Origin of the sequence: Candidatus Cardinium sp. cByotN1 (genome assembly GCF_022810525.1) — a bacterium.
In the GTDB taxonomy this organism is placed as follows: domain Bacteria; phylum Bacteroidota; class Bacteroidia; order Cytophagales; family Amoebophilaceae; genus Cardinium.
The window spans coordinates 1-16,382 of the sequence record NZ_JAACGG010000053.1 but is presented as its reverse complement, the minus strand read 5'-3'; the positions used below and the strand labels follow the sequence as shown (position 1 = coordinate 16,382).

14 protein-coding genes are annotated in these 16,382 nt (G+C 35.6%); 7 read left to right on the top strand and 7 right to left on the bottom strand.

Annotation, left to right across the window (positions count from 1 at the left end; genetic code table 11):
- The first annotated feature begins 505 nt into the window (after positions 1 to 505).
- On the top strand, positions 506 to 2,059 hold the full coding sequence (locus tag MUW73_RS01620) for a DnaJ domain-containing protein (RefSeq protein WP_243575189.1): 1,554 nt from the start codon (positions 506 to 508) through the stop codon (positions 2,057 to 2,059).
- A 472-nt stretch (positions 2,060 to 2,531) separates the two neighbouring features.
- On the opposite strand, the gene rpsJ is transcribed toward MUW73_RS01620, so the two are convergent.
- The 5 genes from rpsJ to MUW73_RS01595 form a co-directional block, all read right to left on the bottom strand.
- Entirely contained in the window at positions 2,532 to 2,837 is a 306-nt protein-coding gene (gene rpsJ, locus MUW73_RS01615) for a 30S ribosomal protein S10 (protein WP_243017995.1), read from the bottom strand.
- A gap of 24 nt (positions 2,838 to 2,861) precedes the next feature.
- Positions 2,862 to 5,003 carry an elongation factor G gene (fusA, locus tag MUW73_RS01610; RefSeq protein WP_243017994.1) on the bottom strand — a complete coding sequence of 714 codons (2,142 nt, stop codon included), beginning with the start codon at positions 5,001 to 5,003 and terminating at the stop codon, positions 2,862 to 2,864.
- The gene (gene rpsG, locus MUW73_RS01605; RefSeq protein ID WP_243017993.1) at positions 5,004 to 5,474 is read right to left on the bottom strand and encodes a 30S ribosomal protein S7; all 471 of its coding nucleotides are present in this window, start codon (positions 5,472 to 5,474) and stop codon (positions 5,004 to 5,006) included. It lies immediately after the preceding gene.
- Positions 5,475 to 5,505: 31 nt separating this feature from the next.
- Positions 5,506 to 5,883, bottom strand: coding sequence for a 30S ribosomal protein S12 (gene rpsL / locus MUW73_RS01600; RefSeq protein WP_243017992.1), 378 nt, complete (start codon positions 5,881 to 5,883; stop codon positions 5,506 to 5,508).
- Between the two features lie 172 nt (positions 5,884 to 6,055).
- Positions 6,056 to 6,997: a hypothetical protein gene (locus MUW73_RS01595; protein WP_243575188.1), complete on the bottom strand. Its 942-nt coding sequence runs from the start codon at positions 6,995 to 6,997 to the stop codon at positions 6,056 to 6,058.
- Between the two features lie 614 nt (positions 6,998 to 7,611).
- On the opposite strand from MUW73_RS01595, the gene MUW73_RS01590 reads away from it, so the two are divergent.
- The gene (locus MUW73_RS01590) at positions 7,612 to 8,334 is read left to right on the top strand and encodes a rhomboid family intramembrane serine protease (RefSeq protein ID WP_243017990.1); all 723 of its coding nucleotides are present in this window, start codon (positions 7,612 to 7,614) and stop codon (positions 8,332 to 8,334) included.
- Between the two features lie 117 nt (positions 8,335 to 8,451).
- Positions 8,452 to 8,823: a phage holin family protein gene (locus MUW73_RS01585; RefSeq protein ID WP_243575187.1), complete on the top strand. Its 372-nt coding sequence runs from the start codon at positions 8,452 to 8,454 to the stop codon at positions 8,821 to 8,823.
- 360 nt (positions 8,824 to 9,183) lie between these two features.
- Here the strand turns inward: MUW73_RS01585 and MUW73_RS01580 are convergent, their stop codons facing one another.
- The gene (locus tag MUW73_RS01580) at positions 9,184 to 11,178 is read right to left on the bottom strand and encodes a putative porin (RefSeq protein WP_243575186.1); all 1,995 of its coding nucleotides are present in this window, start codon (positions 11,176 to 11,178) and stop codon (positions 9,184 to 9,186) included.
- A gap of 382 nt (positions 11,179 to 11,560) precedes the next feature.
- Entirely contained in the window at positions 11,561 to 12,610 is a 1,050-nt protein-coding gene (lpxK, locus tag MUW73_RS01575; protein WP_243017987.1) for a tetraacyldisaccharide 4'-kinase, read from the bottom strand.
- 119 nt (positions 12,611 to 12,729) lie between these two features.
- On the opposite strand from lpxK, the gene MUW73_RS01570 reads away from it, so the two are divergent.
- From MUW73_RS01570 to MUW73_RS01555, 4 genes are all read left to right on the top strand, one after another.
- The gene (locus MUW73_RS01570) at positions 12,730 to 13,857 is read left to right on the top strand and encodes a Nif3-like dinuclear metal center hexameric protein (protein WP_243017986.1); all 1,128 of its coding nucleotides are present in this window, start codon (positions 12,730 to 12,732) and stop codon (positions 13,855 to 13,857) included.
- A 3-nt stretch (positions 13,858 to 13,860) separates the two neighbouring features.
- A complete protein-coding gene (locus MUW73_RS01565; protein WP_243017985.1) occupies positions 13,861 to 14,610 on the top strand; it encodes a zinc ribbon domain-containing protein in 750 nt (249 codons plus the stop codon).
- Between the two features lie 103 nt (positions 14,611 to 14,713).
- A complete protein-coding gene (locus tag MUW73_RS01560; protein ID WP_243017984.1) occupies positions 14,714 to 15,079 on the top strand; it encodes a TraR/DksA family transcriptional regulator in 366 nt (121 codons plus the stop codon).
- 34 nt (positions 15,080 to 15,113) lie between these two features.
- Positions 15,114 to 15,857: a pseudouridine synthase gene (locus MUW73_RS01555; protein WP_243017983.1), complete on the top strand. Its 744-nt coding sequence runs from the start codon at positions 15,114 to 15,116 to the stop codon at positions 15,855 to 15,857.
- Positions 15,858 to 16,382: the final 525 nt, after the last annotated feature.

Here is a 16,382-nt window from a genome sequence, read left to right as displayed (position 1 = left end):
TTGATCAAAAAGTAGCCAAAAAATCAAGCCCTGTATAAAAAATTGCTGCCATCACTCCTTACAGCTGGAAAAACAGCACTCGCCCGCTGCGCGAGCTTCAAACACAGCTATTTTTCTATTTCAGCTGTAAGAATTGATTCCTGATCGAAATTATTTTACAAGGGGCGTTTTTTATTTTCGCGCATAGGGTTAACACAGTGGTGAATGGATACAAAAAGTTTGTTAATAAGCTGATTTATTAAGTTGCCACGATTGCGTGAAAGCATAAAAAGGACCTACTACATTACTATTTTTTTGCTTCTTATTTATTTTTTTTTAGATTAGGCTTGAAATTTTTATCTATAAATATATAGAATATTAATGTTAATGTTTATTGTTTTATTTTAGTTGCTGTAAGTTAGCGAAGAATTTCTGATATCAAGATAAAGATTAAAGCAATAAACTAGTGCCCAAATCCTAATAATATTAAATGAATTTTCAAAAAAAAAGGCTTAGCTTACTACTTATGGCAAATATAGTAATAGGATTTTCATTTTGCCAAAAACAATCAAGTTCTACTGCCGCAAAACATGATAATGAATATAAAACAATATTAGATAAAAGCAATAAAGATAAACATCGAAAAGATCAGGATATACTTGCAAAAAATTTAAATATAGAGGATAAAAAAAATGAAGAAAATGAGAATAAGGAGAAAAATACACGTGCAGAGGGTAAAGATATACCTAAAAAAGATTTAAATATACATACAAAAGTTTTAAATACAGGGGAGAAAAAATATACAAATAATGAAAAGATAACTACAAAAAATTTAAATACAAAGAAAAGTAACCATCTAGAGCTAGATTTAAGTAAAATAATTAATATTAAAATTCTACCTAACATTAAAATTTCAGGTCAAAGACTGTCAGAACAAGATGTTAAAGATAAATTAAAAGAGGAATACGATGAGTTAGATACTTCGAAGATTAATATTAAAATTAGTCCTTGTGATAGTAAGTATATAATAACCATTACGCCAGATACTTCTCTAAGCATAACAAAGCATTATACTGGTTATGCAGTGTGCACCGCTACTACTATTAAAGATTTAAGTGAGGTACTTAAATCTTATACTACTTCTCCAATTGAAATTAGGACGTTTAAAGCAAATAATGAGGATGTTAAGGAAGACATTACAAACGGGATAATAAAGTTCTTACAGTCATTACGTATAGATGTAAGCAAACTTCACTTGCAAAAGAGTCGTTCTAAGCCAACAATAACAATTGTACCAAAACCTTCTATTGAGCATAATGAGTACACGGGCTCTGCAACGCTTACCTATACCATAAAGAACCCGAAAACTGATTTAAGCACAATACTAAAAAATCTTACTGACTCCCCAGTTGAAATTGTAACGTTTGAAACAGATGATGAGACTTTAAAAAAAGAGATTACAGACTACGTAACAAGGCTCTTACAATTACATATAGATCCAAGTCAACTTCGCTTGCAAAAGAGTCGTTCTAAGCCAACAATAACAGTTGTACCAGAACCTTCTATTGAGAACAATCAGTATACAGGCTCTGCAACGCTTACCTATACTATTATTCAGGGGGACGTAAGAAAAGATTTAAGGTATATCCTTAAGCAATATCACAATTCGCGTATTGGGATTCCAAGTCGTAGTAATAGTATAAGAGATTCAGAACAACAAATTATAGCTCACCTAAAAAACAGGTTGGCATCTACGCTCCAAAATTATAACATCACAAACAGTATAGATTTTAAAGTAGATCGCTGTAAGCAACAAATAAAAGTTTTAGCAAAGAATGATGATTGCACTGGTGAGGTAACTATAAACTATAGTATAAATTATATCGGTGATAGCCTTATAAGGGAAGCATCTGAAATATTAGGTATATCTCAAGATGATGTCTTAGACTCAAGCAAGGTAAAAAAGGCTTACAAGAAAAAATCTCTCGAATTGCACCCAGATAAGAATAAAAGAAATCAAGAAAAATTCAAACAATTAGATTACGTATACAAAACAATAGATAAGGCATTAAATTCCTAAAAATAAAATAAAATTTCAAACAAATCCGGCCATTGGTATTCATTAAACTCCCACTCACAGATGTAGGTTATACCTAAAAAGTATTGGTCCAGCGGTGTGGTGGCGCTAGAAAAACGTTTTTCCTAGAATAACGATAGGCTTGAATGACAATGCATACGTAAAATACATTTTTTTAGGCTATTATGACCTACTATAAAGAAATGTAGCGCTTCAGTAAAAATTCAGTTTTTGAACCATCTGTTTTTCCAGCTCTAAGAGCGGATCAGAAAATCATCTGTCTGAAGCCCGCGTAGCGGGGTGAGCTTATGATTTTCCCGTTGAAAAACAGATGGTTTCTTTTCTTTACTGCTTTACTATGTGCTACATTCTTTTATAGAAGGCTGATAGCCTCGTGCTAAAAGTTTATAAACACAGCTGCAATAAAATAGATTTTCTTTCTTTTTTATCAAGCAAAAGGCAACGTTAAACAACCCTATACTTTAATTTCAACCTCTACACCACTAGGCAACTCTAACTTGGTTAATGCATCTACTGCTTTTGAACTACTAGAGTAAATATCTATCAATCGCTTATGGGTACAAAGTTCAAACTGTTCCCGTGACTTTTTATTTACGTGCGGAGAACGCAATACGGTATAAATTTCTTTTTTACCTGGCAAGGGAATAGGGCCATTTACTACTGTTTTAGTAGCTTTTACAGCCTTAACGATGCTATCTGCCGATTTATCTAAAAGGAGAGCATCGAATGATTTAAGTTTGATGCGAATTTTTTGATTCATATGATTGTTTGCTATCTATTCTACTTATACCGTTATACCTTTTGCTTTATTAATAATAGCTTCTGCTAGGTTTTTAGGAACCGGTTCATAATGCGAAAAAGTTAATGATGCAGAGGCTCTGCCTGAAGTAATGGTTCTTAGATCTGTAACATAACCAAATAGCTCTGCCAATGGTACATCTGCTTTCACGATTTGTGTGCCACCTTTACTGTTCATACCTTTCATGATTCCTCTTCTTCTGTTAAGGTCGCCTGTTACGGGACCTGTAAACTCATTAGGGGTAGCTACTTCTACAGACATAATAGGCTCTAAAAGTACAGGAGAGGCTTTCTGCGCCGCCGCTCTGAACCCAGCTCTAGCACATAATTCAAAAGATAAAGAATCTGAGTCCACGTCATGATAAGAACCATGAAAGATTTTAACCCGCATCGATTCTACAGGATAATTGGCCAGCGGACCATTTTCCATAGCAGCTGTAAAGCCTTTCTGAATCGCTGGAATAAACTCTTTAGGGATAACGCCACCAATAATTTTATTGACAAATTCTAACCCTGGCTCAATAGGCTCTCCTTGAACCATTGCTTTAGGCCCTATTTCAAAAACGATATCTGCAAACTTACCCTTACCGCCTGTTTGTTTTTTATAGACTTCTTTATGCTCTACTGTGGCTGTCAGTGCCTCTTTGTAGGCTACTTGCGGTGCACCTTGGTTGAGCTCAAGCTTAAATTCTCGTTTAAGTCGATCAATAATGATTTCTAGGTGTAATTCACCCATGCCCTTGAGAATGGTTTGGCCCGTTTCACGATCAGTTTCCATCCGTAAGGTTGGATCCTCTTCCATCAGCTTGGCGATAGATAGGGTTAACTTATCTTGGTCTGCTTGCTTTTTAGGTTCAATCGAGTAACCAATTACCGGCTCTGGAAAGATGATGGCTTCTAGTATCGCTTTATCTTTTTCACCAGTGAGCGTATCGCCTGTTTTAATTTCTTTAAAGCCAACTACTGCGCAAATATCACCTGCTTGCACCGCGTTAATCGGATTTTGTTTATTGGCATGCATTTGCATAAGCCGTGCAATCCGTTCTTTTTTACCCGTTCTATTGTTATGAACATAAGATCCGGCATCTAATGTGCCAGCATAGACCCGTAAAAAGGCAAGCCTACCCACAAAAGGATCGGTGGCAATTTTAAAAGCTAATGCAGTAAATGGTTCATTATTTTCTGGTTTCCTGAGCACGACTTCTCCTGTATCTGGATGGGTACAGGCTACTGGGGGTAAATCTAGTGGAGAAGGCAGGTAGGCACATGCTGCATCCAATAATGCTTGAACACCTTTATTTTTAAAAGCAGAACCACAAAGGACAGGAGAAAAAGAAAGATCAATAACTGCTTTTCGAATCGCAGCTCTGACCTCACCTGGTGTAATAGTATCTGGATTATCAAAAAATTTCTCCATCAATGCTTCATCATAACTAGCTACACTTTCAATCAGATTTTGACGCCACTGGCCAACCGTCTCCATTAAGTCTTGAGGAATAGGGACTACCTGGTAAGTCATACCTAAATCATCTTCATTCCAAATAATGGCTTCATTGGTAATCAAATCTACTACCCCTTTAAAGGCAGCTTCACTACCAATAGGAATTTGCAATGGAACAGGATTGGCTCCTAGTTTTTCCTTGATTTCATTTAAGGCATTAAAAAAATTGGCACCTGCCCTATCCATTTTGTTAACAAAACAAATACGAGGCACTCTATACTTATCGGCTTGACGCCAAACAGTTTCAGACTGAGGCTCTACACCAGACACAGCGCAAAATAAAGCCACTGCACCATCTAAAACACGCAAAGAGCGCTCTACCTCCACAGTAAAATCGACGTGGCCAGGTGTATCGATGATGTTGACTTTGTAGGTTTGGGTTTTTTCATTTGCTTTTCCCTGTATAGTAGGATACTTCCAAAATGTAGTAGTGGCAGCCGAGGTAATGGTAATCCCACGTTCTTGTTCTTGGGCCATCCAATCCATTACAGCCCCTCCATCATGGACTTCACCTATCTTATGGGTTAGGCCTGTATAATATAAAATGCGCTCAGTAGTGGTGGTTTTACCAGCATCAATATGCGCCATGATGCCTATGTTTCTTAAAAAGCTTAGCTCATTTGCCATTTATCTCAAGTTAAAATGTGAGAAGGCTCTATTTGAACTAGCCATCTTATGGGTATCTATCTTACGTTTGAAAGCAGCGCCTTCTTCTTTAGCAGCAGCAATAATTTCATTAGTAAGCCTTTCTGTCATAGTTTTCTCTCCACGGGATCTTGCATAATCAATGAGCCATTTCATGCCTAAAAATACCCTTCTATCTGGCCTTATCTCAATCGGAACTTGGAGGGTGGCTCCCCCAACACGCCTACGCTTGACTTCTAAAGTAGGGGTTACATTGTGGAGTGCTTTACGCCAAACTTCTAATCCTGCTTCTTTTGTTTTCTGAGATACTGATTCGATGGTATCATAAAAAATACTAAACGCAAGGCTTTTTTTACCCCGTTGCATTAATCCATTTACAAATCTGGTCACAAGTGGATCGCCATATTTATAATCAGGTGGTAATACCCTTTTTATAGCTTGTTTTCTTCTCATGTTATTCCTTTCACTGAAATTAATTTAAGGCTTATTTTTTCTTAGGTTTTTTGGCTCCATATACGGATCTTGCTTGACATCTTCCATTCACACCAGAGGTATCCAACACACCACGGATAACAGAGTAACTAACACCTGATAAATCTTTTACCCCTCCCCCTCTAATCAACACAATAGAGTGCTCTTGTAAATTATGGCCTTCTCCAGGAATATAGGTATTGACCTCTTTACCTGTTGTTAAACGCACCCTAGCTACTTTTTTCATAGAAGAGTTTGGTTTTCTTGGCTTCATAGTATACACTTTGATGCATACACCTCGCCGCTGCGGACAGGATGAAAGAGCTGGTGATTTTGATGCAGAAGTAGTTTTTTTTCTTCCTTTTTTTACGAGCTGTTGTATGGTTAACATCTGTTTAATAATATTTTTAGGTTTATTAGGTGTGTAAATTTACACAATTATCTAATGGTTAGCAACGTTTGAATTAGTAGCTATTGATTTTAAGAAAGTGAATTGACCCAATACATCTGTTAAGTTTAAAGGGCATTCTATTCAAATTTGTTATGTTTTACTTAGACATAGCTTAATTGTTTTGCGGTGTCTGGTTTACATTTATGTTCGTAGATTGTGTAACGAAGTCTGGTAGTTTCTCTTCGAGTTTGGCCTCCATTTTTTCTTTTCGTTCTTGCTTAATTATATTTTTCTCCTCGTTCATTATTGGCATTGCATTGGATTCGCATTTAAGTCCCAAAATTTGGGAATCGCACTGCGCACTCTCCTGACTTAGTAAAAGAGCTTTGCGTTTAGAGCCTTTTTTTATCGCACCTTCAATACATTTTTTGGCCTCGTCTAGCTTATTAGAAGCTAATGCTAGATTGTAGCGATATATTCCACATAAGTTTAAGCGTTTATTTTTATTTGCTTCCAGCTGCTCAACAATTATGACTAGAGCATCCTTAAGTTTTGCACACCATCTAAAGTTTAAGACCGTTCTTAACGAGCTCAGACCAGAAGCCGCTGATAATGGAGGTACTACCTGATTAAGAGACTGTACTAAAGCATGATGATATTGTATATCATTTATAGCTGTTTTACACTTTTCAATCGCCCCACCGGCTATTTTTAAACACTCTTTTGCCTTGTTTTTTGCTTCTTTCTTGGTTAGTGTATTAGGATCATAGTCTTGATGTTGCGTAAGCTCAAGAAGGTCATATTGTTGTTGCTGCTGCATTAGCTCAAATGTCGAGTCGTAAGGAGGAGGAGGGTCACACTGGTTCAAAGGAGCTTTTTCGGGATAAGGAGGAGCAGTAGGTTTATTTCCCTCAGAAGCCCTAAAACATTGGTTAAGAGCCATTAACCAAGGCAATAATAATATTGATAAAGCACATCTCATAACCAATCTAGATGGATATAAAAAAATACCTGATAATCTTTGCTGCTTCCTTTTGCTATTTTCAGTTGATTTTTGCAGGCTACGTTGTTGGTTATTCGTATCTGTTTTTTTAGCGCTATTTGGCTTCATCATCAAAATTATCATTTGGTTTACGAGGTTGAAAAATATTACAATTAGGGGTATAAGTATAAAAAATTTATAGATTACTCTTTATAATTTTATACTATACTCAAGGCTTTAGGGCTATACACAAGAACAAACCTTAAAATTATAGCCTTTTTTAGGATAAAACCAAGAAACCTATTAGATTCTTTGAAGATAAGGCCTTAGGAGCCTACTTTATATTTTGCTCATTGAATTATTTTTGTAGACTAGAGGCTTAGTTATATCATGCAGACCTTAATCAAAATTAATGGTAAGTGACCTAAAGTCGCCTTATTGGCAAGTAACTAATAGGTTGCTAATCAGTGATATGGCATCCGTTAAAATAAAAAACGCCCCTTGTTAAAATAGTTGCACTCAGACAGTGACCCTTACAGCTGAAATAGAAAAACAATTGAAATGGGAACCCGAAGAACGGATTCTGTCTTCCAGCTGTAAGAAGCGCTTGCCGGAACTTTTTACCGAGGGCTTGATTTTTTGTCCGCTTCTTGATCAAGAAAAAATACGCTAATAGCCTACCTAAGTAAAGCTTTTATCAGCAGAATATATTAAATTTAAGAGATAATTGTATTATTTTTTTGATCATGCATATTGTTTACGCCTATCTTCGCAATCAATTTAAGCAGTCTAGTAATGGGTTAATGCAACTCATTTTAATCCATATTTTAACCTTCTTGTTGCTTTTTTTGTTTAATACTGGATATTATATCTGTGGTTATGAAAATCAGATTCCATGGCTTTATGGGCAATTGACTTTTCCTTCTCTTTATCCATTGTTATTGGAACGACCCTGGGCCTTTATCACTTACTCTTTTATCCATAAAGGTTTTGTAGATTTATTCTGGGATATTTTTATATTATACATTTTTGGTCAAAGAATTCGGGCTATTACACGCTCAAAGCATATCTTACGGCTCTATTTTTTAGGACAAATAGTGGGGGCAATGCTTTTTTTTACACTATACCAGTTTTCGCCTCCTTTCAAGGGCGTTGCCGACAGCCTTACCGGCCCTTCAGCCCCTATTTATGCTATAATGATTGCAGTTTGTGTCTTGATGCCTAGTTTAAAGTTATATTGCTTCTTTTTCTCTTTACCACTACGTTATGTTGCGATTACCTTACTGGTAATAGCTTTTGTGCATTTACCCACACAAGATGCGGGTTATTACTTGGCACAATTGGGTGGTGCACTGTCCGGATATCTTTATGCCAGGCTCTGTAAGAATGATCTAGACATTAATCCTTCTTTTTTTAGTGTACATGGTGTGCGTAGAACAAAAATGTCGGTTACGGTTACTAAAAAGTAACCATTTACTGAGAAAAGCACCTAGTAAGATTAAGGTATCTCTTCCAATCAACGCTAAATGGCGTATCGGCCCCGATAGGGCTCAATAGGCACAAATTAAGTTTTATTTTTAATTTAAATGAATAACATACTTTTTAGAATTATAAAAATAGTGGGTAAGCTATTGGGCATAGCTTGCATGGTGGAAATAGTCAGAGAAAAGCTGACTATTTTTCTCTATAGCTTGCAGCATAACCTTAAAGCACAAGTCAAGAAGATCATTCGGCTCTTTTTTATGGGTACGCTAGCTTTTATATTATTTAGCTTGGGGTTACGTTTCTTATTACATGGATTAGCTTGTTGGTTGAATGCGATTTTTGCTAGTGCTTATCTTGGTTTTTTTATCGTTTCAATCTTTTGCTTTTTAATGGTTACACTTATAATATTTAGGTTACGTAACAAAATCAATAACCAGGAAAAAGAACAGGAAGAATTTAAAGATCTGCAATAGAATAGCATAGCATATAGATATCTGTTCAAGACTTTGGTAAAAAAAGCTTTTGTATACCCCTTTTTTCGTTTCCGTTCACCCAATGGCGTCAACTTAACGCTTTTTTATCTTATTTTTTTCTTGATAAGAAAGTAGCTTTAAACAATTCATTTTTTAACAGTGTCAGGAACAGATACGTTTTTTCTTGATAAAAAAGTAAAAATAAAACGCCCTCACCATTGTATCAGGACTAGATATAAAAAGAATAAAACGCCCCTTGTAAAAATTGGTGATCAGTAAGCAAAGCTTACAGCTGAAATAGCAAAACAGTTGCAAAGAAGGTTCAAGCAGTGCTAAATGGATAAGCATAGATGGCTTTTATTAGTCAAAAAAAGACCAATGTATACCAATATCAGCTGCTTTTTTTAGGCCAGGATAAAATGGTGTAGCAAAATAGGCTTCTGGCTTATGAAAATATTCATTGATGTAGCTGTATTTAAAAGAAAGCTTTAAGTTATTGATACGAAGATTACAAAAAATATCAACAATTGGTCTGCCTTGTACAGGGAATTGGTTTTGGCGGTAAAATTGTTGTGCGATTATATCGTAACCATCGCCATAATAAAGCTCTTTAAAATGTATATTTAGACCTGTTTCTATAGCCATCTTTTTATGGTAGGGCTGGTGGGCATAATAATACCGGCCTGTGTAAATATAGGGAGGCATGTAGCCTTTAAAAACTTTGAGATTTCTGCTGAGGTCTTTTAAAATGGTAAAAGTGTTATCAAAATGGAAATAAGAAAAAAAACAAAAATTTAAATTACTTTCTAAAGAAAAAAGATAAATAGGTGCAGTAGCCTGCACAGGTTCAGCAACGCAATGGTCAGGACTATTCTGATGGTATGGTCTGGCTTTCCTGTAGTAAATATGGTTGTTTATCTTTTTAAAAGATATAATAGGATGAACCGTTATATGTGTCCAGTTATACCATATGGCTGCATCTATTGCTTGTGCAGATGGTGATACAAAATGCTTGTCCCATAATCGGTGTCTGCTATAGCCATGGCTTACTATATAGGGGGTTTTGTGTTTAATCGTATGGCACGCTATTTTAAAAAAATGGTTTGTATAAGCTAAATTTAATTTGTGATAGCCTCCTTTTTGTAATAGATAAGCTCCATCCAGACAAAGCTGGCTATGTTGCCCAAATTGCAATCGTGTATTACCACCTAGGTAATGTCCTTTTTCTTTTTTTTCCTTTTTTAAAGGCCGATTATATACTAGCTCTTCAGGCTTAGAAAAATCATATTTTAGATCAATATCTTCGAGTCTGTAATGTACCGCATAGAATAAATTGGGTTGGTCTATATCTCCTTTAATCCCTATTTCATGACCAAGAGATCGCATTAGAAGGCGATTATCTTCTTTGTCACATGCATTATCGGGTTGATTGGATATAAAGCTTAGTAATGGCTGATCTAATTTTTCAATGGTGAAGAGATTCTTTATTTGGCTATAGTGTAATTCATGGTATACTTGTAGTGGTTGGCTGTACTCATAATGATGGTAGAGGTAGAAATTACGTCTAAGATCTTTATGCATTACTTTTTTATCTTTATCGATCTTATTTTGCATATATGATTCTTCTAGTAGTGGGAAAGAAGAATGGTAACGTTTACTTGGATTTGGTTCTGTAAATGCAAATTCGTCTTCTATTTTGTTGGCTGTTTTTTTAGTCGAACGTACACCACCAGTCTCTCTAGTGATATATTTCCTATTAGACCAGCTTGTGAATAGGTGATAGCAGCCATCTGCGTTTTTTATATGGGTAAAGAGGTCAAAATTAGGAAAAGCATTAACAATTTTATCATCTTTACTATATGGCCATTCATTTTCTGCCATGGCACCATACCAATTTGTACCTATATGCCAGTTTGGAAGTAGCCGTTGGGTATAACAGCCGTTGAATAAGAAACTACCTAGATTGGCTAACACAATATTAAAATCCGCATATGCTTTGGATGTATAGTAGTAGCGTATGTCTTGCGGTTGGTGAAAATAAAAATCATAGGCAGCCAGACCATAGGTTGCACCTATATGTTGTGGTAATTTATAAACAATGTGCTGGGCAGCTGTGAAATGGTTACCAAGATCTTGAAAATTGTATCTATGTCTTTCTGCAACCGTGAAATGGTCCATCTTGGTTACAGAGCGATCCATACGATGGTACTTTCTGTAATTTTGTTTTACTTCTCGTGGGGTTATAAAAAAGGTAGAACCTGCCCCTACTTTTTCTTCTTCAGGTTTTTCAAAGATATCTTCTGCCTTTTCGCTTCCATAACTACTAATTGGTAGCGCAAAAAATAGAAAAAACAAACTATATCGCCAATAAATCGAAAGGTCTACCATTATGATTTTTTACTTAAAATGTTTCCGTTTAGCCCTATGATAGGAATACCATACAACATAGTATTCATTCAGCACTGTGGTCAAACCACGCACAAAAAGAAAAACCGCCTCTGTGTAAACTAGGGGCGATTTTCACAACTTTTAACACAAGGCTTAATTTTTTGGTTACTTGTTGATCAAGATATAAGTAATACAAAAGACCTTAGGCTACAAATATAATAGACTTCTTGCATAACTCGCTTATGCTAAGGAGTTCCTAGAAGTAGGGGAACACAAAAACGCAATATCATAGATCTACTTCAGGATTTAACCTACTGAATCAACGTACAAGTTACCAGCAGCAGTAACATCAGGCAAGAAATTTAATAACTTTTGTCTCAAAAGTTGCTTTATCTTCTTCTGCAAATCCTATTTCTATGGGCATATAATATACAGGTAAGGAAAATAATAGTTTGATTAAAGAATGGTCTAGCAATCTTATATAATCTTTTTCTGTTGTAACAATCGCTTTATCTGGCTGATCTAATCCATGAAATAGATTGATAATTTTTAGTATATCGGTATCACTGAACCAATGATGGTCCCTAAAAGCCAAATGTTTAACCTGATGTCCATTTTTTTCTAAATAGATCCGTAAGGGAAGGGAATCTGCAATACCTGTAACCAGCAGTAACGTTACAGGGAGCTTGTCTGCTTTGACCTCCCCTATGGCGATAGGATCGTGGTAGATAGTATGTGTAAAAAAAACGGATACTTCTTTTCTATGGTATTTTTGCATACTTGATTTTATAGTACCTAGTTCTGATTGAGATAGATTTAGTGGGCTTTTGGTTACCAATATGATATCAGCACGTGAGGCCCCTTTACGTGGCTCCCGTAATTGACCTAATGGTAGTACATGGTCCTTAAAAAAAGGTTGATGAAACGAGGTCAATAAAATATTTAAATGAGGCCTTAGGCTAAGGTGCTGAAAAGCATCATCCAGAAGAATGAGCTGGACATTTGGTCTATATTCCATAAGTTTTGCCACGCCTTTGACCCTATTTTCGCAAACGGCAACGACTACATTAGGGTGGTCTAGAAAATTTTTATAGACAAGGTAAGGCTCATCACCTGCTGTTAAAGGGGATACGGATTCGTTTATTATTTTGAAGCCTATAGATCTGCGCTTATATCCTCTACTCAACACCCCTATCACTCGCCCTTTAGCAAGCAGTTTGACCAAATAGATGGTCAAAGGAGTTTTTCCTGTTCCACCTAATGAGAGGTTGCCTATACTAATCACTTTTGGTTTTTTATAATAAAAACGCTTTTTGATTTTTTTATCGTAGAGCAGATTACGTAAAGAAACTACCCCACCATAGCTCCAACTTAGTATTTGTAAACATAACAGCAACATAACATCTACTTTTCAATAAAAATTGACTTTATTATACAAATAACGATATTTTTATTATATTAATAGTTATTTAGATCCAAAGTGATCAAGCGTATATATTACTTTTTATACTAGCTAGAATGAGCATAAAAGCGCCAAGATATAGTGATACTGCTGTTACTATAGCAGATGTGATAAACTACTTGGAGCAAAAAACCCAATTGCCAAACGAGCATAATTTACCAATCCCGGGTATTGTAGTAGGTGATGTAAATAATACAGTAACTGGAATATTGATTTCTCTCGACATAACAGAAGCCGTATTGGATGAAGCTATTGAAAAAAGATGTAATTTTATTGTTGTAAATCAACCTCTTTTTTCCCAACCATTGGTACAAATCATTCCAGAAAATTATGCTGGCAGGTGCATGATTAAAGCAATAAAGCATGAACTAACCATTTATGTTTTTAGCACCAATTTAGACCATCTAGGTCGCGGAGCTAGTCATAGAATAACTAATTTAATTGATTTACAAAATACGCTTCCTATCATTCCTCAAAAAGTAATACTCCATAGATTGACTACTTTTGTTCCTCCTTATTCAGAAAAATATTTAATTCAATCTTTGTGTCAAGCAGGAGCTGTTTTGGCCACTCAAAATCTAGTAGATGTTACTAATAATGTTCATTATAAAACAGTTCCAGAACCTTTATTGCATTTTTCTATTAGCTCAAAGTTAGAATTTTCAAAAGAGAGTCAGCTTACTTTTATAGTACCTACTCCTTGTAAAGAAAGCGTCATTCAAACTTTATTCCATGTGCATCCTTATGAAAAAGTTACCTACTATTTAGAACAGGTAGAAGTAACGCTAAACAATATGGGTAGTGGTTTACTAGGGACTTTACCCGTAGAGTTACCAGCTAAATATTTTTTGAAGTATATAAAAACAAAATTGACTTTATCTTATCTCCAACACACTAATTGTTTCGACCGACCTATCAAAAAAGTGGCCGTTTATGCTGGAAATGGTAGTTGGCTCTTGAAAGAAATTCTTAACAGAAAAATAGATGCATTTATTACAGCAGGCCTACAATATGAGCAGTTTTTAGAAGCTAATGATAAAACATTATTGATTGATATAGGTTACCATGCTACTCGATTAGGCCTAAAAAGACTAATACTTGCACTACTATCAAAAGAATTTAATAATATTGTAATACTACGCTGTAAAACTATGACCAATCCTGTTCATCACATTAATGACTAACTAATGGATAAAAATATTGCAATTAAACTAACAAAGCTCTCTGAGCTTCAGGAAGTTGATACCCATCTTAATGATATATTAAAGCTTAGGGGTACGCTCCCAGAGGAGGTATCTTCTTTAGAAGCAGATATAGACGCATTATCTGCAAGTCTACAAGAGCGTGAGCTCCTATTGGCTGAACTGCGCCAGGAAGTGGTCAATAAAAAAACATTTATCAAACAAGCGGAAAAAAAACTCCAGCAATACGAGGCGCAACAAATAGAAGTTCGCAATAATAGAGAGTATGATGCGATTACCAAAGAGCTTGAATTGCATAAGTTGGACATTCAACTTGCAGAAAAATTTCTGCGTACTGCCTATAGTAATATAGAGCATGATCAGGCTAATATAGAAGAGTTGCATAAGCTTTTAGAATCAAAAAAAGCTGATTTAGTTTTAAAAAAGCAGGAATTGACCATAATTTTAAAAGCAAGTCAGCAAGAAGAGCTTAACTTATATGAAAAAAGAAAAGAGGTCATAGAGCTGCTAGGTCAGCCTTTATATATTGCTTACGAAAGAATTAGAAAAAATGTATCCAATAATTTGGCAGTAGTACCCATTAAAAAAGGCGCCTGTGGTGGATGTTGTATCGTGATTCCACCTCAGCAAAAAATAGGGGTATATGAGCGCAATAAAATAGTACTTTGTGAGCATTGTGGCAGAATGTTAATTGCTTTGGAACAGCCTATAGATGCCCTACTATTTGTAAGCTAAAGCATAGATAAAAGAGGTTGTAAATTACTAAGGTGATGTAATCTAATAGCCGTTTTTGCGCTATTATTTTATACTCAGCCTACTATATTAAGATCAAAAAACTATGGCAGAGGAATCATACTCACCTGAAGACCTAAAATTTTTTGAAAAGATTCTTTTAGAAAAATTAGATCAAGCTAATCATGAGCTACAAGTATTGGAAAAAGTTTTGAGCCGTCAAGAAGCAGGCCTTGAAGTAGCTGGTAAACCATTTGAGGAAAATGCAGAAGTAATAGAGACTGAGAATGTAGGTCAGTTAGCTGAACGGCAACAAAAATTTATTAAGCAAATTGAACTTGCTATTCAACGCATTAAAAATGGCACCTATGGCATCTGTGTGTTAACCGGTAAGCTTATAGATAAAGAGCGTTTAAAAGTAGTACCGCATACGATGTATGCAGTAGATGCAAAATTAAATACAAAAAAATAAGGCTAATCGTTCGGTTCTACTAGTTATATGCTTTATGAAAATTGGTGCTACTACTCCTGATTGGTCATCTTGCATACGCTTAAACAAATTTATAAGTAATGCAGGTATTTGTGCTAGAAGAGAGGCTGATCAACTCATCCAATCAGGTTATATTGCTGTTAATGGTATAGTAGTAAAAAAGGTAGGTACCAAAATAGCAACCAATGCTATCGTGACTTATAAAGGTGTTCCTTTAAGGCTAGAAAAGTTACAGTACATACTTTTAAATAAGCCCAAAGGTTATGTTACTACTTTGGACGATCCTCAAGGTCGAAAAACTGTTTTAGATCTTATTAACAAAAAGTATTGCCCAGAGCGTATTTACCCAGTTGGTCGACTAGATTATGATACTACAGGCTTATTACTGCTAACCAATGATGGTGATTTAGCACGTAAGTTATCCCATCCTTCTAGTCATATCGAGAAGATCTATCATGTAGTACTTAATAAGCCTATACGAATGCAGCATTTACATACCATTCAACAAGGTGTTGTACTACAAGATGGTCTAGCAAAAGTAGATCAGGTAGCAATAGTAGAAGAAGATCCAACGCAAATAGGCATGACCATACATATGGGTAAGAACCGAATTATTCGTAGGATCTTTAACCATTTGGGTTATCTGGTTCATAAATTAGATAGAGTAGGTTATGCGCATCTTACTAAACAGCATGTCCCTCGTGGTAAATGGATTTTTTTGAAGAGTAAAGAGGTAGTTAAACTTAAAAAGCTGATATAAATCTCGTATCTGCTCCCGACTTTGGTAAAAAAAGCTTTTTTTATACCACTTTTTGCTTGATCAAAAAGTGAACAAAAAATCAAGCCCTCTGTAAAAAGTTGCGGAAATCACGTATTAGAGCTGGAAAAACAGAACTCACCCGCTCAGCAGGCTCAAACAAGCTGTTTTTCTAATCAGCTCTAATACGTGATTGCTGGTCGCAACTATTTTACAAGGGGCGTTTTTCCTAGAACCGCTATAACCTTCAATTCATACTGCATCCCTTTCTTGTGTGCTATTAAAAAATCACCTATCTAGTCAAGCAATAACATCAACTTAAGTACTCTGCTTGTTTCCGTTCACCACTATGGCTTATGCTAGGAAAAAAACGCGCCCTTTGAAAAAAGTGCGATCAGAAAGCACCGTTTACAGATGAAAAGAAAAACAGTTGCCGGGATGGATTGCAGGGAGACTCCTGTTTTTCCAGCTGTAAACGAAGCTTTCAGCCACTTTTTTCATTAGCGCTTGATTTTTTGGTTACTTTTT

What these genes read in the sequence shown, in the direction of transcription:
- MUW73_RS01565 (WP_243017985.1), top strand. Translation starts at nt 13,861, where the DNA reads ATGGATAAAAATATTGCAATTAAACTAACAAAGCTCTCTGAGCTTCAG.
- fusA (WP_243017994.1), bottom strand. Translation starts at nt 5,003, where the DNA reads ATGGCAAATGAGCTAAGCTTTTTAAGAAACATAGGCATCATGGCGCAT.
- rpsL (WP_243017992.1), bottom strand. Translation starts at nt 5,883, where the DNA reads ATGTTAACCATACAACAGCTCGTAAAAAAAGGAAGAAAAAAAACTACT.
- MUW73_RS01555 (WP_243017983.1), top strand. Translation starts at nt 15,114, where the DNA reads ATGAAAATTGGTGCTACTACTCCTGATTGGTCATCTTGCATACGCTTA.
- MUW73_RS01570 (WP_243017986.1), top strand. Translation starts at nt 12,730, where the DNA reads ATGAGCATAAAAGCGCCAAGATATAGTGATACTGCTGTTACTATAGCA.
- MUW73_RS01590 (WP_243017990.1), top strand. Translation starts at nt 7,612, where the DNA reads ATGCATATTGTTTACGCCTATCTTCGCAATCAATTTAAGCAGTCTAGT.
- rpsJ (WP_243017995.1), bottom strand. Translation starts at nt 2,837, where the DNA reads ATGAATCAAAAAATTCGCATCAAACTTAAATCATTCGATGCTCTCCTT.
- lpxK (WP_243017987.1), bottom strand. Translation starts at nt 12,610, where the DNA reads ATGTTGCTGTTATGTTTACAAATACTAAGTTGGAGCTATGGTGGGGTA.
- MUW73_RS01560 (WP_243017984.1), top strand. Translation starts at nt 14,714, where the DNA reads ATGGCAGAGGAATCATACTCACCTGAAGACCTAAAATTTTTTGAAAAG.
- MUW73_RS01595 (WP_243575188.1), bottom strand. Translation starts at nt 6,997, where the DNA reads ATGATGAAGCCAAATAGCGCTAAAAAAACAGATACGAATAACCAACAA.
- rpsG (WP_243017993.1), bottom strand. Translation starts at nt 5,474, where the DNA reads ATGAGAAGAAAACAAGCTATAAAAAGGGTATTACCACCTGATTATAAA.
- MUW73_RS01620 (WP_243575189.1), top strand. Translation starts at nt 506, where the DNA reads ATGGCAAATATAGTAATAGGATTTTCATTTTGCCAAAAACAATCAAGT.
- MUW73_RS01585 (WP_243575187.1), top strand. Translation starts at nt 8,452, where the DNA reads ATGAATAACATACTTTTTAGAATTATAAAAATAGTGGGTAAGCTATTG.